The organism is Rossellomorea arthrocnemi (assembly GCF_904424705.1).
Lineage (GTDB): Bacteria > Bacillota > Bacilli > Bacillales > Bacillaceae_B > Rossellomorea > Rossellomorea arthrocnemi.
The window spans coordinates 427,249-447,083 of record NZ_CAJGBF010000001.1; the positions used below are offsets into that span (position 1 = coordinate 427,249).

The window sequence follows — 19,835 nt, forward strand, 5'->3', positions numbered from 1 at the left end:
TACACCCTTTATCTAGCTTGTTTTCCTTTAATTTGATCAAACAATTTCTCTATCGTTAAAGTCCCGACATTAGCATACTTCGCTAAACTTACTAACTCTTTAGGTAATTGTCCTACAGTCAAAATGCCGTTTTGCTTAAGTTGTTTCAGCAAACTGTGAATACCGGAAAACTCTACAGGGCTTAAAGGAATCGCAGATAATTCTTCAGTCACCACTATATAGTCAGATTTATAGAAGAATAACAATTCTCCCCGACGTCTGTGAGTAATCTCTCTTCTGGTAAGCTCCTCTTGAACAAAGATAGATAATTCTTCAAAAAGAGTTTTGTCATTCTTTTCATTGTATCGTTTCACATGTTTGTGGAGATCCACCAGATCATGTGGTAGTTCACTTACAAATCGTGCTTGCTGTACTTCCCCTAATCTTATTAGGAATGTTTCAGACTTCTGGAATCGTTGTGGAAGTAAAAATGCATCCCTTAAGAAGAATGGAATATCCACATGCTTATCCATATATGATATTCTTCTGATGGTTGAGTATCCCTCAGTTGTTGGATCTCCTTCATCGGTAATAGTAGCGGCTACCTCTGCATGAGCTGCTTGCATCGTTGGGGTTTCTTTTGCTGATAGTGTTTTTTCCAGTGACACTAAACGTGCTAACAATTCATCAAGATCTAATTGCTCGTCACGAGGAAGACATGGCTCTTTGTATTCAGGAACCGTAGTACTGATTGGCCCATAACTTTCGATATACCACTTTATAACATTGTATAGAGCTTCCCATGACGTTAAAGACTCGGAGTAACGAAACATTCGTGTTTGATGCGCTGCTTGATTTCCTGTCATACGGATGGAATGAAGATCATTTAAGACATCTTTAATTAATATCCCTTGTTCATTCAGAAAATTGATTCTTTCTACTATAGTCATTAGAGGAACCTCTGAAAGCCCCTCTTCTTTCATGACACTTTTAAGTATGTTTTCAATAAATACTCTAGAGTGAGTTAACATGGTGCGCGGACTTGTGAATACACTGTGTTCTAGTTCTTTTCCCAGTAGTGCCAGTTCGTTGGAAAGTGGTTCGAGGAATTGATAAAAGTATTTATGGTTCATAGCCTGAGATCTCCCTTTTTTTAGTATATGCTTATATAAATATTACCAAAGAACGGAGGTACAAATGTTAGATTAATTTATAAGACTAGGTTACTATTGCAATCTTAAGTTATACGCCTCATCAATAAATCTAGTTATCTGCCCTAAGGTATCTACCCACTCCAACCTTATATATACTTCACCCGGCGTGAGTCTTCCTTTATCCGATTCTTCATACACATGACCCAGCAGCTCATCAATTTCTTTCTGCATATTCTTTGCTTTTTCTGTCTCAAGTCTTTTACCAAGGTGGAGAACAAAACATGCCTTCCTTGCAGACGTGATAGTAGCGAATTTGTAACGAGATCTTCTACTTACATATCCTATACAATCTGTACGAACACCATTATTAGTACGTTCATGATAATCTTCTACCTCATATCTGTATGTACTTTTTTCGTATACGTAATGATCAATTTCTTTTGCCAAAGACCTGGCTTTCTCTGTCTTAAACAAGCTGTAATAATATTCTTTTGATTTCATTGGAATCGGCTCAGTAACCCAGCCAAAGTACAATTGAATTCCATTCACATCTACTGGCCCTACCACAGTATCCTTCTTCGCCTTTACGCCAAATAGATTCACAAACTCCTTGTAATCCTCAAACCACTTCTCTTGTTGACTAAAGGAATGAACAAGCATTAACGCATGTTGGGCATGAATTTTTCTGGCTTCAATTACTGCTGAAGCTGTCCGATGGAATAACTGATACCTTTTGTTCAAAACCTCATCTTCATCGAGTCCTAACAATTCCAGAATTGAATGGAATCTATTTTTCTCCCCTATACTTGGATTTTCTCCTTTCCAAGTCTTCACTTCTTCACCAAATGGTTCAGACACTTTTCCTTCAACCATAATTGGCAGAAATACACCACCCGCATTTGTTAGCAGGTAAAGATCATTTTGAGATGGAGCCCCACCTCCTGGAAGTGAAACTTTGTATTCAGGAAATCCATATAGGACTTTCACATTCTCAAGAAGTGGAATATCACTTTGTTCAAATGCTCTTTGTACACTGGATGGAAGATTGTTAGCACCCTCCCAAGACTTTGCTAATTCATATGGGGTATATGATGGCTTCCATTGTTTATCTGGATCGGATAAGAGCTCCTTCCAAGAATCTATCCCTTTTGTTGGAACGAAATATTTTTCCATGATTACCTCCTCCTGCAAGTAAAAAACTTCATTATTAATTATTATTCATGTGTAATATTATGGTAACATATGAGGAGTATTTTACTAGTATCGAATGAAGCGAGGAACTACTATGCATATAGCAGAGAGAGACTACTGGAAAGATGATCGATATCGACCTAAAAGTAAGAAAGCGCCCAAATGGTCATGGGGCGTTATCGGGTTTATTTTCCTGGCGCTGTTCGCCAGCGGTTTACCCATGAAAATCTACAATGAAATCACGATTCAACAGGAACAAAAGATACGAAGCTATCTGCAGGAGCGTGAGCAATACTTCAGTTCTAGCGATCAAAGCTTCAAACAGCTGCAGACCAAGATCAATGCTGCCAACGAAAACCTTTCATCCCTGACACCCAACATCAATGAAACTGACATGATGCTCACTCAAAATTATCAGAAGCTGATTGAGCTCAATCCACCGCAGGAATTTAAGGAGCTACATAACAAAACCGTCGAACTGTACGTTACCAAACAGGCAGCAGTCGATTATCTGATGTCAGCAGCAAATGCGAACACCTATCATTCTGAAATACTCTCTACTTATATAGAAGAAAGCAATCAAATGATGAGTGACCTACGTCCATTGATGATTGAAGGATTGCAGAAAGCTGATCTGCGTTATCGTATTGAGCAGGATGGGACGTTGACGTATTGGGTGAAGGATCATTATTCGAGGAGTTTGGAGTAGGATGACCAAAAAAGGTCCGTCTTTAAGGAATGATCATGCTAAGGGACGGACCTTCGTCAATATTAAGAATTCGTATGCAAAGCCCATGGCCGTTCTGAAAGGAATGATTTGTCTCTTCCTGATCCCTGTCACTCAAATCTTCGCAAATAAGTACGATAATAACCATATCAAACCACCAAGGAGAAACTCATGCTATTATTCCTAAACTTCCTAAAAAAGAAAACAACTGAACCTAAACCAAAACAATCTGCTACTCCACCCCCATCAAAACCTAAAAGAACCAATGAACAAATCGCCACTAGAAAAGGAGAATTAGGAGAATACAAAATTGATATCCAACTGGATCAGCTCCCAAAGGACTATCGCCACCTAAGCGATCTCCTCATTCCCAACCCAAAAGCGAAGTCCGGCTATTCACAAATCGACCATGTGGTGATCACTCCATACGCGATCTTTGTCATTGAGACAAAAAACTATCAGGGTACCATATATGGCGGGAAAGACCGGAACACATGGCTGGTCAATGGGAAATTCAAAATGATGAATCCTTTTGTACAAAACTATGGGCACCTGAAAGCACTCTCTTCATTGATCGATGAGAAGTTCCACAACCTATTTGTTTCCATGGTTTCTTTTACAAAACGCTCTACATTTAAAGTTGACCCGGATTACCGTAAAATCGCTTCTAACGAACTGATTGTATATGACATCGAGTTGTCGGAATTTATCCATCGGAAAGAATCGGTGTTGAAGATCCAACATAAAGAACCCCTTTTAAGTGAGAGTATGCCAATATCCCTGACCCAAAGGTTAGAAAAGAACATACACAAGCACTGAATGAACCTGACAAAAAGACCAGTTCCACTTCGAAATGTGAGATTTGTGTTAAATCTGTTTCTAATAAGGTTAGGGCTTATTGTTTATCGAATCCTACTTTTAATGGGAAGGTTTATTGTTATGAACATCAAAAGAGTGTTGGAAAATAGAACTGTCTTTTTATCAATCTAGCAAGAGAGGGTTCACATGTACCTTAGAGACAAAGCCAAGGGACATATCCCTCTCCTCCCATAAGTCTTAAGACCTATACAAAAGTCCACCTCAGGCTCATTCTCAACAATGGCTTTACTCTATAAACTTAGTACATACGGTATATATGAATGAGGAGAGTGGCGAAAGTGACGAAGAATATTTATTTGATTCATGGTTTAATGGGGACGGGAGAAATGCATTTCAAGGAGCAATTAGGTGCTTTACGTGAGGAATTCACTGTTATTCCAATTGATTTGCCGGGACACGGTCAGAATAGCAGGGATGCTGATGACCCCTTTTTCGAGCATACTTTTGAATGGCTTATAAATGAACTCAAGAAAAGAGAGCCTGGTATCTTGATTGGACTTTCAATGGGAGCTAGTTTCGCCCTGCATGCAGCAATCAGATATCCCGAATTGACAAAAGGCATTGTCCTGACAGGCTATGTTCCAAGCATCCCCGAAGACATGCACGCGATCATGGAAAGACAATATCATTTTTTACATAACATCAAAGCAGAAGCACCTGAAGTAGCGAAAGACTATCTTCTTCACCATGGCCCACGTTGGGAAACCACGTTACACAGGGTGGTGAAGTGTTTCACTTATCATTATCCGGCAGTATCTGATGAGCAAATAAAGAAGTTAACCATCCCTATACTACTCATAAATGGCGGAAACGAAAAACATGAAGTGGATTCGGTCCACCATCTTTCATCGTTGAACAACCTCATCACACCAGGAATCATTCCAAACTGCGGACACTTAGCAAACACGGAAAACCCTTCGATGTTTAACCGAATGACCCTGGAGTTTATTAATAGTATTGCGTAGGTAAACTAAAGGGACAGGTCCCTTGGCACGATATGTCAAACTGGACCAAGGGACCTGTGCTCATGAACCTCCCTAGCTGAAGAAAAAATTACCTTTTTATGGTTTATCCAATACTTAATGAGGAATTAGTTAAGTAGTTCTGGATCTAGGATAAAATGTGTGTCAGATAAGGGAGAGTAATCATGTGGAAAAAGTTTGGCAAAAAGGAAAATAAGAATGTTAACTTACTATTATCCTCTCAAGCTGTATCAACGATTGGGGATACGTTCTTTAATATAGCAATTATGTGGGCAGTTTTTTCTCAGAGCTCTTCTACCTTCCAAACTGCCATGATAGGAGCTATGTGGCATATCTCTGATGTGATCATGTCACCTATAGCTGGAGCCCTTGCTGACCGCTGGGAAAGAAAGAAATTATTATTAGGTACAAATATCTTAGCTGGGTCCATTGTCTTTTTATTGGTCATTTATATGTGCATCTATAATCATATTCCTTTTCTATTAGCTCTAATCTTAGTTTTCATATTAAATGGATTTACTGCATTTATAAATCCTGTAAGGTCTTCGATCCTTCCAGATCTTGTACATAGGGACAAATTAGCTTCTGTTAATGGCTCATTCTCTGTCGTAAACAATGCTGCCTCATTAGTTGGAAATGCTTCTGCAGGTTTGATCATCGGGATCATTGGTATAGCATGGGCATTCTTCATAAATTCTTTATCGTTTTTTATCGTATCCATATTTATATTATTTTTAACACTCCCTCGATCTAAAAGCTTAAATGGGCAAGAACTAATTCAAAATAAAGTTCGTTTATTTAAAGACATTAAAGAAAGCTGGGAAAAAATAAAAATAAATAAAAAGATTAAATCCATTTTATGTATTAGCATCTTTATTAATTTTGCGTCTTTCTTAGGTCCTTTTTATCCTGCTCTAGTTACTGAAAAACTAAATGGAGATGCTTCCTTATATGGTTATATTCAAGCAGCAGGAGTAATAGGATCAATTTCAGCTGGATTATCTATTGGTTTTTTAGATAGAAAAGTTGGAGCCGGAAAACTCATTTCCATAGGATGGGGATTATCTTCCATTTGTATTATAGGAATAGGAATTTCGGAATCTGTTTTTTTAACCATTTTCTTATCCACTATACAATTGTTCGGGATCACTCTTGGAGCTGTAAGTATCTCAACCATTGTTATGTCAGGTGCACCACCTAATCTTAGAGGGCGATTTATCGGGCTCATAACAAGTCTGTCTGTTTTGATCATTCCGATAGCCAATATATCTGCGGGAATTTTAGGTGAGTTTATCAATGTAACATATATGTTTATTATAGCTGGCTCAATTGTTTTTATATCTGCTGTTATAGCCTTTCTCAATAAAAGGATTAGATATATTAAGGTAGATTGAGCCATAGGGATAGGTCCCTCCTTCAGTGAGAGTTGATCTTGAAAAGCTTGCTGAACGATGACACTTCGTCCACCTACGCAATGGGTTATACACTTTAATGAACCGTTACCTCTAATTAGGTCACTATTCCAACCCATACGAATACATATGATGGGGAGGAGGAATGACCAGAATGATTCTTAAGATGATTGATTTAAGTTTAATGGCTGAACACCTGCCGGTTCATAAAGCTGAATTGGATAAGTTAGCCTCGTATATATGTACCATTCAAGACTCAGAAATCAAGCAGGCAGCCACGGAACAATACATGATGATGCAAAACCATGTGAAAGTCATGATTGCTCTTATGGATCCTGTTCAAAATGAATCAATAAGCATTGAAGACCTCCATAAATGGGATCCTGTTCAATTTAACTGTCAACAAAAATATACAAGCATGAGCCAGGAGAATATCCTAAAAGAACTCGCTACTACTGCCGAGTCCATGGCGAACAAAAACTTCAACTCCGGGTTACGAATGAAAGCTGAAAATGTACGCACTATTCATACTCATATGGCTCTGCAGCAAATGACGATGCTTAACCGTTACAATGCCCTAATGGATAAATTCATGAAAGATACAGCCCCTGTAAGTTCAAGAAAAGAGCAGGAAGAAACGATGGAGACATTTAGAAAGATGTTTGATCTTTGAAGGAAGTATCATTTAACTTTATTCAGTAAAATTAGATGTGAGTATTTTACGTTCACACTTAACCTATTTTTAAATTACCTTTTTATATTCCTTCTAATTAGGAGAAGCACGGGGATGGTTCCCGTGCTTCTTTATAACGTCGCGGTATTCGCCTGATCTGCCTTCACACAATCCATCGCAATCACAAGCGCCAGAATTATCGTCTCTATCTTTTCCTCCATTATCTGCACCCTGTAACTGTCGCCCCAACTGAACCATTCCTTGCCCACTTCTCCTACGACCCTTCCCTCGTGTAACACCTGAAACTCCATATCCATCCAGTTCCCTTTTACCTCAATGCCTCTCGCATCAATGGAATACTTGGCCGTCAGAAAGGATAATTCCTTCTTGATCGTCAAGACCTCTTGGCCATTCACTTCAACAAAGAATATCGGCAGAAAGCTCAACACCTTTTTCGTGATCAGAGCCACTTCTTCCCTGTCCTGATTCATGATGGAGAATGTCTTCGGGAACATCATAAAGCTTCCCACGACATAATAGACATCCTTCTCGTCCTGATCCTTCACGGTAATTTTTAGCTGAGACTGAATACCTTTTGTTTGATGTAAAGCTGTTTCATCGTAGCGCCCCCCACTTTACGTCTTTCCTTTATATAAGATTGAGTTGAGTTTAAGTTCCAGAAACCCAAAACAAAAACCACCCCTTACAAAGGAATGGCCCATACTCCCGCTTTATCTCTCACACGCCCAGCCATCTTTATCCCGGTCATGTTTCGATGCATATGCAGGATGATTGGAAGGAACTCCATCTGGATAGACTTTTCTCAGTTCGGTACAGTTTTGATAGTATTCTTGTTGCTGGGCAGCTGCCGGTTCTTCCATTGAGGTTGTGCTCGCGCTGGAACTGGATTTCGGTGTGGATGCTGTCGTTGTCTTCTTTTCTTCCTTTGGATCCAGATCCCCTTTAGTGGTCCCATTTTCACCGTATGCCCATAGCCCAGTTTCATTCTTCCTTGCTTCCCTTGCGAATTTCACGAAGTAGTCGCTGTACTTCACATCCGGGTTGTAGGTGGATGGCTCTGCATATCCGTTTAATACCAGGTCGGCATTGAACATCTTGGTCCGGATCTCTTCTTCGTTCATGTCATCCTTAGGGACTTCAAGCCAGATAAGGCGCAGGGAACGATTATAACGGTCCGTTTCAGACACATCTTTTTGGAGCCAGACCGTTTTGCCTTCTAAATTCTCGGTCGTGTAATTACTTGCTTCTTTTCCGTATTCTTCTGTTCTCGTTGTCGACTCGGGGGTATTAACGCCGATAAATCGTACTTTTCTTCCATCCTTCAATTCGACCGTATCACCGTCGACCACGCGGGAGACCATCACTTCTTCCAGTCCGAATGTGTCGGCAAGCTCCTGCTGCTCTTTCTCAGGTTCCGCCTTCTTTTCTTCCTCAGCCTTCACCAGTTGATCGGCTTCCTTTTCAGCTTCCGCAGTGGCTGCTTTATCCACTTGATCTGAAGGAGCCGCACAGCCCCCGATGAGGACCCCCAGAACTCCAAGTGTTATCAACCCGTTGGAGAACATGCTTCTGCCTTTTCTCTTTTGAGAAGTTTGATATAAACCAAACACCACGATCAATAGTCCAACCCATGCTACAGGCGTTATCATCGCCATAAGCAAGGTGAAAGTGGTGGCAGTGGTAGCTAAGGTCATAGGTAATCCCTTCATTTCAGCACCTCATCACATATTTTCGTTAAAACCGGTCTCGATTCCCTCTGACTGACCGAAAAATTTCTAACAGATTTGTATATTTATTGTATTATAAAATTGCTTATTTATCAGATAATATCGCAATTCAGTGAAGGTTTTTCTGTGGGAGCTAAAAAAAAGAGCAGCTTACGAAAGAGTAAGCTGCTGCTTTCTTATATCATAGACTTCCTTACCATTCATGCTTTTCTTTAAAACAATTCAATTACCCTTGCGTCCACTACTTGCTAAAAATTTTTCATCAACAATCTCTTTCTTTCATTAACTCAGCGTCCCAGGATCTTCCTCTTCATTATCAGGATGAATCACATCTATAGAACTATAAGAGCTGTAAGAAGTGTCCTTGTGGCTTTCGCTTGGCGCATGAGAATGATGGCCTACATTCACAGACAATAATAATATCAATAATAAGAGTTTTAACGTTCTTTTCATTTACCATTTACCCTTTTTGTGATGAATTAACTATATAATAACTTATTATGGATTTGTGCTGATTAATTATTTATTTATACAATTAATTACTACTTTCTTACTTTTATATGAGTATAGTAATATGTTGGATCATGCCATAGGGACTGGCCCCTTGGCTCACAGTCTCATGCTCTAATACTTTCAAAGATTAAAAAAGCACAATGACAACTTCCGTGCTCATTGGTGATTCGATTGTTGCTGGACGTTTTCTTTATTAAGGAGAATGGGAACCATCCCTACATTATTCAACTTTATTCGATTGATTTGAAAATGGAGTGTGGTATGATGTGGATTTGGTAGATGGAGAAGGTATCTTACGTTCCAATATATTGGATGATTGAACGAATTATTTGAAAAAGGGAGTGATATCAATGGCCAAAGATTTGCTATCAGGCGCATCTGTATTTATTCTTGGATTAATCGTTGTGATCGTAGTCAGTTCAGCATCTTCTACGCCTGAACAATCTTATCAGATGGGAATTGTAGCTGCGATTTTATATCTTGCATCTGTCCTCTATGTTTCACGAAGACATCAGTCAAAGTAAAGAATTGGTGGCTGGTTTCCGATGTAATCAAGGAAATGCCAGCCACCATTTGTTCATTCTGTGTAACAAACCTTCCGTCTCTTCTCTATTATCTAACTCTTTCGGCTGAATAGAGATCACGTCACTCACATCATCATCCTCTAAGTAAACCTGAAAGAGAATCGTAAAATAGAAAGCACAAGAACCGTCCCCTCGCTTCCCTAAGAATATCTAATCACCAAATGAGTGCGGTAATAAACCAACAAAACAAGCAAAAGTATACCCACCAAAAGAATAACCCAGTCCAATTTTTTATTATTCATAAACCTATTGCACACTCCATATAATTCCAGCCCAAGCAACCCACCAACAGTATTGGTAATGACATCGGTTATGTCTGTCGCTCCAATAGCGAATATCAATTGAACGAATTCAAAAGTAAGACTTAGAGCCAATATAAGGGCAACCTTAGGTGAAAAGCCCACTTTTTTGAAATTGACATCCAAAAGCAGACCGAATGGAATGAAGATAAGGATATTATCTACCATCTCTCTGGTACTTCCAGGTGCAGCAAATGGGATCAAGTTTAAACTAGTATAGTGATAATGAAATACTGACAAAATATTGTATTGTAATTTGAATAGGACTAGCCAGGTTAGTATCACTAAATAGAATGCCAGTAATCCTCTAGATATTATTTTTTCCATGTTATCTCCTCTCATTTATGTGTTTCCGGTGAGTTTAGGGAAACACCGTTACAATGACACCATCCATGTTGTTGCCTGATATTTCATAATGATGGTTTGATGGTACACGAATGGTCGTATCTTTGGTGAATTGGTAATATGAGATCTCATATGTTTCGCCCTGTATCGTCGTTGAAATCGATTTTTGTTCTTTTAGGAATGCTAAGTATTCTTCTAAAGCGAAGTTCTTTTCTTCCATAATCACACTGTGGGGCAATCCAACATAGCGAATATGCCAAGGTTCGTATTGGATTCCCGTAACGTCTGTTTTATCCTTTGGATACCGTAATATAAAGCCGTATTTCCACGCGTTTTCTTCGATCCACTTTCCTTCTGAGGCCAGCTCCATCTTCCTTTGAGTGGATCCTACATCCAGTGATAAGCCCAAGTTGTGTTCGCTGTAGCCTGCAGGCAAGGCATAGTCGGACCCCATTTCCTGGTAAAGTGCACGTTGCTCTTCAAAGCCCCGAAAGCCGCTATTGATGATGAAATGTCTAACCCCGTCTTTACCGGCAGCCACGGTCATCTCGGAGAATTTATGTGCAACATCCTCTGACAATGTTATGTTGGTATCATACAATCCGTATCCCTTTGTCAGTTCTTCATGGGTAAATAAATTGACAACGTCTGATGTTATACTCTCCTGCTGAACCGGATATTCATTATTCACCAAGAGTAAATCCCCTTGAAAGACTTGTTCTTCTTTTATCTCGATCGTTTGAAAGGGTTCAGACGTCCCGCTATTTTCTACCTGATCATCGTTACGATGAATCTCTACTTGATCTTGAATCGTTGATTCCTTATAAACAAATGTGAAACCCAAACATAATGCCAATAACAATAAAAATCCCCACTTCTTCATTTCACGTTCCTCCTTATTCTTACTATAGAATAGGAAAAACTGTTTAAAAAAAGAGTGGGGTAAATTTTAAATTTTTCTTAAATCCTTTATGAAATGGAATCTTGGTCAGGTTCAACGTTTTCCTGTGGTAAACGAACTTCAAATACCGTCCGTATGAGACTGCTTTCCACCGTAATCGTCCCATTATGTTGCTCTACGATATTTTTTGCAATAAATAAACCAAGCCCTGTGCCATCTTCTTGATGAGTTCGGGCTTTGTCACCGGTGTAAAACATATCAAAAAGATAGGGAAGTTCATTCGGAGGAATCCGGTCTCCATAATTCATAACCTGAACGACCACCTCTCCTCCATCGACAAACCCGTTAATATCTACAAACTGACCATCATATCCATAACGATTGGCATTGGTTAAAAGATTTTCAAACACACGGGCCAATAGCTCACCGTCAGCCCAAATAGGCAATTGGGGCGGAATCGTCATTCGGGCGATCAAATGATTTTTTTCGAAAACAGGATACAATTCTTCCTTCAATTGATTAAGAAGATTCGATAAATTAATCTGCTTCTTATCTAAAGGCAGCATGCCATAATTCATTCGCGTTATTTCAAATAATTCGTCAATAAGCCGTTCTAATCGCTGAGACTTCGTAAAGGTAATCGTTAAATAATGTCGGACCTGTTCCTTGGTCAGCTTCTCATCCTTAAGGATCAAATCTAAATAACCTAAAACAGACGTGAGGGGCGTACGCAAATCATGAGCCAAATTCACCACTAACTGTTCTTTACTATTTTCTGAGAAATCCCCTCTTTGTATCGCTTCTTCCAGCTTTTCACTTGCGAGATTAATGGCCTGCGCAATATCACCAAATTCATCATTTGACTCGATATTCACCCGATGTTTAAAGTCGCCACTGGCGAGATACTGAATTCCCGTTGATAGATCACTGAAATAGGTAGAAATCGGCTTCGTAAGCATATAGAAAAATAAGAGCGAAAGGGAAATAAACAGGATAAAAAAGACGTTAAAATCTCCAATGCTGTCAATGAATTGACGGAGTTGGGCCAATGGTTCTCCACGACGGACCACCGTATGATAATAAAGCTGTAATCCTCTAAAAAGGATGTAAGTAATCACACCGCCGAGAAGCATACTTAAACCAAATAATACGAGGACTTTGGCGCGAAAACTGTGTATAAATTTAGCCATTAAATGTATACCCCACTCCCCAGACCGTTTTGATTAACTTGTTCTTTCTCTTATCTTCCCCAAGTTTCTTCCGTAACGTACGAATATGCACCATTACCGTGTTGCCGCCTTCAAAGTATGCATCATCCCATACGTGCTGAAAAATATTTTCTACACTATAAACCTTCTTTGGATGACTGGCCAATAAATACAAAATATCAAACTCTTTCGGCGTCAGCTCAATATTTTCACCATAAAGGAAAACCGTACGCTGATCAGGAGAAATCACGATTTCACCAAATTCCAACGTCGCTTTCTTACCAGATGCCTTAGGTTGATTCAACTTCATAAACCGTCGCAAATGCGCATTCACACGCGCAACCAATTCAATGGGAGTAAACGGCTTTGTTATATAATCATCCGCTCCAATCACCAGCCCATGGACCTTATCAAAATCAGACGTTTTCGCACTCAAAAAAATAATCGGCATATTATACCGTTCCCGAATCAAACGAGTAGCATCATACCCATCCATCTCCGGCATCATAATATCCAAAATCAACAAATCAATCGAGCGAGTCTCGATCACACGTATGGCTTCCTGCCCATTATGTACTTTCACAACATCGTATCCTTCTTTTTCCAGATGGATGGCAACCAGGTCCGCTATTTCCTCCTCATCATCCGCAACCAAAATCGAAATACTCTTCATCTATCCCACTCCTATATCAAGTCACCTTCGATTATCATAGCCCCATTTCTTGGTGGGGAACACCGCATAATGTAAAACCTGTACTTTATTCTCTACTATTTCCTTTGATTATTCAAGGTAAGCATGGGGACGGTTCTGTTGCTTCTTTTATATAGAAAAAGGAAGCATGAGAACCGTCCCCATGCTTCCCTATGCTTCCTTCTTCCTTAAACCGACGCTCCCGAAGAAGCAGCCGCCTGATCAGCCTTTACACAATCAATCGCAATAACAAGGGCAATGATAATCGTTTCCATCTCTTCATCCAGTATCTCAACCCTATAGCTGTCGCCCCAACTGAACCACTCCTTGCCCACTTCGCCTACGACTCTCCCATTGTGTAAAACCTGAAAGTCCATATCCAGCCAGTTTCCCTGCACTTCAATGCCTGCCGCATCAATCGAATAGCGTGCTTTTAAAAAGGAGAATTCCTTCTTGATCGTCAATACCTCTTGACCATTCACCTCAACAAAAAACTTCGGTAAAAAGCTGAATACCTTCTTCGTAATAAGGGCCACTTCTTCCCTGCTTGTATCCATGATGGAGAACGTCTTCGGGACCCGCATAAAGCTTCCCTCGACATAATACGTGTCCTTCTCCTCCTGATCCTTCACCGTGAATTTTTCACTGAGACTGAATACCTTTTGTTTGATATAAAGCTGCCTCATGATGATTCCTCCCTTGGCTTACTTAGGTCTTTCCTTTATTTACGTTTGAGGGGGGATTTGGTTTCAGTATTATTCCAGAAGCACTAACCTGCCAAAAGCACGGGCAAAAGCACGGGGACGGTTCCGCTGCTTCCTATTATTATAAAAAGAAGCACGAGAACCGTCCCCGTGCTTCGTCATATCCAATTCAAAACGTACACATACACAAATGCCAAACCTGTGATCGAAAGAAAATACGCCCCATTCCACTTAAAGGCAACGGTGACCCCATTTCTCTGAACACACTGACTGATGATAATATTCATAGCATTCAGCGGCGAGATGGCGGATGAGAGCATCCAGGTAAATATACACATAAACGCTACACTGGCGACCGCTACATTAGGCATTTCCCCGAAATCAAGCGAGGTTAGAATTAACGGTGTTACGATAATCTGATGCACTCCGAGAAATGCCATGCAGGTTACCAAAAGGATGATGAAGAGAAACAAAACGCCAATGGATTGTGTGGCCGACCACTGTATGGACCTCTCCAATAGTTCCTTGACGGGTGTATGGGACACCGCATTCCCGAACATCCCTGCACTTAAGAAGAGGCAAATCTCCATTTTTTGCGAGTGGAGTTTGTTCTTATAGAGAATGACTTCTTCCTTAACGATCGATTTCCTTTTCCGGAAGATCACCCAGGCCATAGGAACCAGAAAACAAATGATGCTGACCAGGAGTAGCATGGACTTTTGAAAGACCTGCTCCATGACAATCAACAGTACAACCAATCCAAGGACAAAACCTAAGAGGAGATACATATCCTTTTTAGGTGCTTTATCATGTAATATCATCTCGTTTTTTTCCTCGGCAGCAGCAGTCTCTTCTGCGATTTTAGGTCGGAAAAGAACGAGCCCCACCGTCATTTGAATGACGGCAAACATGACTCCGACGGCGACATATGAGAGATAGGTAATATCTAAATAAAATAGTACAATCCCTACAGAAGCAAAGAATGGTGACCAAATAACCGCCGGGGTAAAGCCTACATAATAGGATCTCGATAGTAACTTGGACGGAAGGTGTATACTTTCCACAAACCCGTGAACAATCCTTAAGGCACCCATATTCAAGATAGGTGCCAGGGTCAGCATAAATGTACTAATTCCATAAAACGTTTTTCGTGGGTTGTTCTTCAACTCGTTCAAATAGAGGATAACAGAATCAATGATTCCTTCTCTTCTCAATGGCACTGACAGAAGTGGAGCTAAAATGAGGATCGATAACAGGGGCATATTCTGCGTGATTCCCTGGAACAGATCAAAGCCTGTATCTCCAACTGTATAGTGAATGATTCCCCCTGCAGTAAACAGACCCAGTGTGAATATCCGTCCTTTCCATTCTAATAAAGGAAGGAATAGTAAAAATACGGCAGTGGCCACTATGTTAAAAACCAAACCAATATACACGTTTGGCATAAAAGCCTCGACAATATAAAGAAAACACATGCTCATGATGAGAGAAAAACGTAACATGTTGTCCCTTCTCTCTTTAAGTCTCTAACAATCTACTACTGCAAAATACCGGGTCTTTATCCCCTTTGTACTTTGTCCGGAAGAGGGGCATGATGCTTTAATCGATTCCTGAATTCATTCCCGAGTTGTTCAGTCGTTGCCCCGCCTCCGAGATCAGGGGTGAGAGTTTCCTTCCGGGAAAGAATCTCCTGAATGCTCGACAAAATCGCACTCCCCCATTCTTCTTCACCAAAATGATCCATCATCTGACTGACAGACCATATGGCAGCCAGGGGATTGGCAAGTCCCTTGCCTGCAATATCAGGAGCGGAGCCGTGAATGGGTTCGAACATGGAAGGATACGTTCGTTCCGGGTTGATATTGGCCCCAGCCGCCAAACCAAGTCCACCTGTAATGGCCGCACCTAAGTCCGTCAGGATATCTCCGAAAAGATTGGATGTCACGACAATTTCGAACCTTTCCGGCTGAAGGACGAAGTAAAGGCTAGCCGCGTCCACAAGATATGAATACGTTTGGACATCAGGATATTCTTTGCCTACTTCGTTAAATACTTCATCCCAGAATACCATGGAATAATTAAGGGCATTCGCTTTGCTGATGCTCGTCAGTGTCTTCTTCTGTTTTCGTGCCTCTTCATAAGCATAGCGGATAATCCGTTCCGTCCCTTTCCGGGAAAAGACGCCCGTCTGCAGGACCACTTCCTCCGCCTTTCCTTTAAAGAGCCAGTCACCCGCTCCGGCATATTCCCCTTCACTGTTCTCACGGATCACCAGGAAGTCTATTTCTTTTTCACTTTTATTCTTAAGGGGGGTTAAATCAGGATGTAGGAGTTTAATCGGCCTGAGGTTTACATACTGATCAAACTTCTTGCGTATTTCCAATAGTAATTCCCAAAGGGAGATGTGGTCGGGAACCCCCGGGTATCCTACCGCTCCCAAGTAGATGGCATCGAATTCCTTCAATTGACTGATCCCGTCTTCAGCCATCATCTTCCCGGTGTCCACATAATACTCACATCCCCAAGGGAACTCCGTAAAGCTGAAAGAGATTCGTGAATCGACTTCCTCAATCATTTTTAGTACCTTTACACCTTCCGCTACGACTTCAGGTCCTATCCCATCCCCTGGGATAAGGGCAATATTCTTCTGTTTCATCATCCTTGACCTCCTATGCTTTTGGTCCCCCGGCAACATATAACACCTGACCGTTTATAAAGGAAGAATCAGGGCTCGCAAAAAAGCTTGCTGCTTGTGCGATGTCTTCCGGTGTACCAGCTCTGTTGACCGGGATTTGTTTTACTTTGGCTTCTATCAGCTCTTCGAAAGGGATCCCCAGCCGTTCTGCTACTCTTTTGGTCATGTCTGTCATGATAAAGCCGGGAGCAATCGCGTTAACCGTGATATTATATTTCCCAAGCTCAATGGCTAACGTCTTTGTAAAACCCTGTATACCTGCCTTCGCTGCAGCATAATTCGCTTGACCTCTGCTCCCGAGTGCTGAAACGGAAGATAGATTAATGATTCGTCCATACTGATTTTTCACCATTGATTTCTGGGCATATTTACTGCAAAGGAACGTCCCTTTCAAATGAACATTCATTACATCGTCCCAGTCACTTAAGCTCATTTTATATAATAGATTGTCACGAATGATCCCGGCATTATTAATGACGATATCTACCTTCCCGTGATCCCCTTCTACCTCGGCGAATAGCTTTTCCACTTCCGCTTCATTGGTGACATCTGCGGTTATGGCCTTAACTGAAAAATTCTCTTCCGTGAACTGATTATATGTCTCCAATAAAGCCTGTTCCTGTATGTCTACTAAATAAACTGTGGCACCTTCAAAGGCTAGCTTTTTGGATATCTCCCTGCCGATGCCCCTGCTTGCACCAGTTACGATGGCTACCTGATTCTCTAATTTCACCATGACCTCACTCCCCTCTATGATTCTGATATAATCGTTCAAGCTGCTGCTCGTATTCTCCCACGATATTCTGGATGATTTCTTTGGCGCTTCTAATTTCGTTGATTAATCCGATTGTCTGGCCCAATGAAATGACGCCTGAATGGTCATTTCCCGTAGAGAGTAATTCCTGATAAGATTCACCGCTAATATAAGGGAAGATCTCTTCAAGCGTGGCTCCTGCTCTCTCCTTTTCTACCAGTTCAACGGCCCGTTCGGTTTTCATCACTCTCATGGCTTTTCCAATCGATTTTTTGACAAGGATGGTATCGGTTTCCTGTGAATCGAGTAATCTTCTTTTAATCGATTCATGGAGGACCACTTCCTTTGAAGCTAGAAACCTTGTACCCATCTGGATGCCTTCTGCCCCTAAAGCAAAAGCAGCAAGAGCGGATTTCCCTGTTGAAAATCCTCCTGCTGCAATGACTGGTATGGAAAGTTCCTCCACAGCCTTCTGTATTAACGTAAGACTGGTGACGTCTTCTCTTCCCGGGTGGCCTCCACACTCATATCCAACCACCACCACCGCATCACAGCCGATCGCTTCCGCCTTTTTGGCAAACCTGACGGATGGGACGACATGGACCACCTTGATCCCGTTTCCTTTCAGACTCTCCATATATTTCTCAGGATTGTTCCCTGAAGTAAAGACAACCGGTACACGTGCTTCTATGGAAGCCTCAACGAATTCATCCATCGGTTTACGGATCCCGATGGCAATATTGACTCCAAATGGCTTAGAGGTGAGTCTTCTGGCAACTGCGATATCCTCCAGCATCTCTTCCTTGGACGAATAGCTCCCTGCTGTGATGAGCCCGAGCCCCCCTGCTTCTGATACTGCGGAAACGAGCGACGAGGTCCCAAGTCCCTGTAGCCCGCCTTGGATGATGGGATAGCGAATGTTAAACATCTTTGTTATTGCTGTATTCATCATATTCGTTCACCCTTTGAGAGCTTAAATGTTCCAGTACAGTGGCCAAGGAGTTCACCATCTTCATTTTTCAGCCTTCCTTCAATGAAGACCGTATTCCGGTTTTGATGAATAATCGATGCTTCTGAATAAACCGTCCCGTCCATGACTGACTTGAGATATTGAATATCTAAATGGAGCGTTGCTACTTCATCAAAACCCAGTGACCTGCCAGCCATGCCCATGGCTGTATCAAGTACCGACGCATAAATGCCTCCATGAACTGAATTCCTCACATTAATAAACTCTTTCTGGATGGGAAGAGCCAGTAAAACATGACCTTTTTTCAATTCTTTGAGTTCCAATCCGATAAAATTCCAGAATGGGCTATTTTCAAAGTCTGATCTTACTATCTGTAAATGTTCTTTTGTCATGAAAAAGCACCCTTTCCGGCTTCTGAAAGTTCATCTTGATTGGCAATGACTGAAAGCTTTTCTCCATTGATCACACGGATCAGATTCTCTGCAATCAGGATCGAAGTCTGACGGGCTGCCTCAAGGCTGATACCCCCGATATGCGGGCTCATCGTCACTTGTTTCAAATGAAAGAACGGATGGTCCTCAGGTGGCGGTTCATTGGAAAATACATCAATTCCCGCTCCAAGAATCTGCTTCCGTTTCAGAACATCTACTAAATCCGCCTCATTCACCACACCGCCCCGGGCTGTATTAATAAGGACGGCCGTTTCTTTCATAAGCGTCAGCAATCGATGATCTACTAGCTTTTCAGTTTCTTTCGTAAGAGGGATATGTAAACTCACTGCATCACTTTCGGAGAATATTTTCTCTAAGGAAGTGGTTAATTCCACCCCAATTTGATCAGCAGCCTGCTGTTTCACTTCGTCTATTTTCCTTACATACGCCATCGCTTTCATTCCGAAACCATGTACTAATATCTTAGCAACTTTTTGAGCTATGCTGCCGAATCCAACAATGCCTAAATGTTTCCCTTCCAGTTCATGGGTATATTCTCCATCCCTGGATTGAAAGTTTCCTACTTTGGTTTCTCTATCAAAAAAAGCTGTTTTTTTCATGACCGCCAATAGCAGGCTCACCGCATGTTCAGCGGTTGCCGTACTATTCAGCTTTGGTGCATGTAAAACGGGAATCCTCTTTGTCGTGGCATAACGCACATCGATATTATCAAGTCCGACACCCGCCCCGGAAATGGCTTTTACTTGCTGGCAACGATCCAAAATTGCAGGTGTGATCCTGGCAGGAGCCCGGAGGATGATTCCATCCACATAATGATGGTGAAGGTAATCGCATATTTCCGCTTCGTTAAACTCCGTGAACTTCTTTACTTCGGCGTATTTGTTCAATCGCTCCTCCCCATCCGGATGGTACATGGGCAGGATTTGAACGATATGTGGCTTATTCATTTCATCACTCCCTTTTGACACGTCAC

Annotated in this window: 21 protein-coding genes and 1 pseudogene; 7 read left to right on the forward strand and 15 right to left on the reverse strand. The window is 41.3% G+C overall.

The annotated features are described in order from the left end of the window. Positions 1 to 8: 8 nt before the first annotated feature. Positions 9 to 1,112, reverse strand: a complete 1,104-nt coding sequence (locus BAA9072_RS02185; RefSeq protein ID WP_201713033.1) for a DUF4145 domain-containing protein — start codon at positions 1,110 to 1,112, stop codon at positions 9 to 11. 93 nt (positions 1,113 to 1,205) lie between these two features. Next, a complete protein-coding gene (locus tag BAA9072_RS24120; protein WP_230980723.1) occupies positions 1,206 to 2,306 on the reverse strand; it encodes a DUF6946 family protein in 1,101 nt (366 codons plus the stop codon). Positions 2,307 to 2,418: 112 nt separating this feature from the next. Here BAA9072_RS24120 and BAA9072_RS02195 point away from each other — a divergent pair, with 112 nt between their 5' ends. From BAA9072_RS02195 to BAA9072_RS02220, 6 genes are all read left to right on the forward strand, one after another. After that, positions 2,419 to 3,033, forward strand: coding sequence for a hypothetical protein (locus BAA9072_RS02195; RefSeq protein ID WP_201713034.1), 615 nt, complete (start codon positions 2,419 to 2,421; stop codon positions 3,031 to 3,033). A 1-nt stretch (position 3,034) separates the two neighbouring features. Continuing rightward, entirely contained in the window at positions 3,035 to 3,238 is a 204-nt protein-coding gene (locus tag BAA9072_RS02200; protein ID WP_201713035.1) for a hypothetical protein, read from the forward strand. Further along, on the forward strand, positions 3,223 to 3,870 hold the full coding sequence (locus tag BAA9072_RS02205; RefSeq protein ID WP_230980724.1) for a nuclease-related domain-containing protein: 648 nt from the start codon (positions 3,223 to 3,225) through the stop codon (positions 3,868 to 3,870). Before BAA9072_RS02200 ends, BAA9072_RS02205 begins: the two co-directional genes overlap by 16 nt. Before the next feature lie 338 nt (positions 3,871 to 4,208). Beyond that, positions 4,209 to 4,895, forward strand: a complete 687-nt coding sequence (locus BAA9072_RS02210; RefSeq protein WP_201713036.1) for an alpha/beta fold hydrolase — start codon at positions 4,209 to 4,211, stop codon at positions 4,893 to 4,895. A 182-nt stretch (positions 4,896 to 5,077) separates the two neighbouring features. Further along, a complete protein-coding gene (locus tag BAA9072_RS02215; protein WP_201713037.1) occupies positions 5,078 to 6,307 on the forward strand; it encodes an MFS transporter in 1,230 nt (409 codons plus the stop codon). 163 nt (positions 6,308 to 6,470) lie between these two features. Continuing rightward, on the forward strand, positions 6,471 to 6,998 hold the full coding sequence (locus BAA9072_RS02220; RefSeq protein WP_201713038.1) for a hypothetical protein: 528 nt from the start codon (positions 6,471 to 6,473) through the stop codon (positions 6,996 to 6,998). Between the two features lie 131 nt (positions 6,999 to 7,129). Here BAA9072_RS02220 and BAA9072_RS02225 read toward each other — a convergent pair. Beyond that, a pseudogene (locus tag BAA9072_RS02225) lies at positions 7,130 to 7,617 on the reverse strand (LURP-one-related/scramblase family protein). 112 nt (positions 7,618 to 7,729) lie between these two features. Next, positions 7,730 to 8,728: a thermonuclease family protein gene (locus BAA9072_RS02230; protein ID WP_201713039.1), complete on the reverse strand. Its 999-nt coding sequence runs from the start codon at positions 8,726 to 8,728 to the stop codon at positions 7,730 to 7,732. An 881-nt stretch (positions 8,729 to 9,609) separates the two neighbouring features. On the opposite strand from BAA9072_RS02230, the gene BAA9072_RS02235 reads away from it, so the two are divergent. Next, complete coding sequence (locus tag BAA9072_RS02235) at positions 9,610 to 9,783, forward strand: hypothetical protein (protein WP_201713040.1); 174 nt, start codon at positions 9,610 to 9,612, stop codon at positions 9,781 to 9,783. A 200-nt stretch (positions 9,784 to 9,983) separates the two neighbouring features. Here BAA9072_RS02235 and vanZ-A read toward each other — a convergent pair whose 3' ends face one another. The 11 genes from vanZ-A to BAA9072_RS02290 form a co-directional block, all read right to left on the reverse strand. Continuing rightward, the gene (vanZ-A, locus tag BAA9072_RS02240) at positions 9,984 to 10,469 is read right to left on the reverse strand and encodes a glycopeptide resistance protein VanZ-A (RefSeq protein WP_201713041.1); all 486 of its coding nucleotides are present in this window, start codon (positions 10,467 to 10,469) and stop codon (positions 9,984 to 9,986) included. Positions 10,470 to 10,503: 34 nt separating this feature from the next. Further along, complete coding sequence (gene vanY, locus BAA9072_RS02245) at positions 10,504 to 11,370, reverse strand: VanY-A/VanY-F/VanY-M family D-Ala-D-Ala carboxypeptidase (RefSeq protein WP_201713042.1); 867 nt, start codon at positions 11,368 to 11,370, stop codon at positions 10,504 to 10,506. Between the two features lie 86 nt (positions 11,371 to 11,456). Continuing rightward, entirely contained in the window at positions 11,457 to 12,578 is a 1,122-nt protein-coding gene (locus BAA9072_RS02250) for a HAMP domain-containing sensor histidine kinase (protein ID WP_201713043.1), read from the reverse strand. Continuing rightward, positions 12,571 to 13,269: a vancomycin resistance response regulator transcription factor, VanR-F/VanR-M family gene (vanR, locus tag BAA9072_RS02255; protein WP_201713044.1), complete on the reverse strand. Its 699-nt coding sequence runs from the start codon at positions 13,267 to 13,269 to the stop codon at positions 12,571 to 12,573. Before vanR ends, BAA9072_RS02250 begins: the two co-directional genes overlap by 8 nt. A 206-nt stretch (positions 13,270 to 13,475) precedes the next feature. Beyond that, entirely contained in the window at positions 13,476 to 13,973 is a 498-nt protein-coding gene (locus tag BAA9072_RS02260) for an LURP-one-related/scramblase family protein (protein WP_201713045.1), read from the reverse strand. A gap of 176 nt (positions 13,974 to 14,149) precedes the next feature. Then, on the reverse strand, positions 14,150 to 15,493 hold the full coding sequence (locus BAA9072_RS02265) for a hypothetical protein (protein ID WP_201713046.1): 1,344 nt from the start codon (positions 15,491 to 15,493) through the stop codon (positions 14,150 to 14,152). Between the two features lie 56 nt (positions 15,494 to 15,549). After that, a complete protein-coding gene (locus BAA9072_RS02270; RefSeq protein ID WP_330999258.1) occupies positions 15,550 to 16,647 on the reverse strand; it encodes a tartrate dehydrogenase in 1,098 nt (365 codons plus the stop codon). Positions 16,648 to 16,660: 13 nt separating this feature from the next. Next, complete coding sequence (gene fabG / locus BAA9072_RS02275; protein WP_201713048.1) at positions 16,661 to 17,422, reverse strand: 3-oxoacyl-ACP reductase FabG; 762 nt, start codon at positions 17,420 to 17,422, stop codon at positions 16,661 to 16,663. Between the two features lie 4 nt (positions 17,423 to 17,426). Next, entirely contained in the window at positions 17,427 to 18,392 is a 966-nt protein-coding gene (locus tag BAA9072_RS02280; protein ID WP_201713049.1) for an NAD(P)H-dependent flavin oxidoreductase, read from the reverse strand. Continuing rightward, positions 18,389 to 18,802: a PaaI family thioesterase gene (locus BAA9072_RS02285; RefSeq protein WP_201713050.1), complete on the reverse strand. Its 414-nt coding sequence runs from the start codon at positions 18,800 to 18,802 to the stop codon at positions 18,389 to 18,391. Before BAA9072_RS02285 ends, BAA9072_RS02280 begins: the two co-directional genes overlap by 4 nt. Further along, positions 18,799 to 19,809 (reverse strand): NAD(P)-dependent oxidoreductase, encoded by a 1,011-nt coding sequence (locus BAA9072_RS02290; protein ID WP_201713051.1) that lies wholly within the window; start codon positions 19,807 to 19,809, stop codon positions 18,799 to 18,801. The genes BAA9072_RS02285 and BAA9072_RS02290 overlap by 4 nt, the downstream gene beginning before the upstream one ends. Positions 19,810 to 19,835 lie beyond the last annotated feature (26 nt).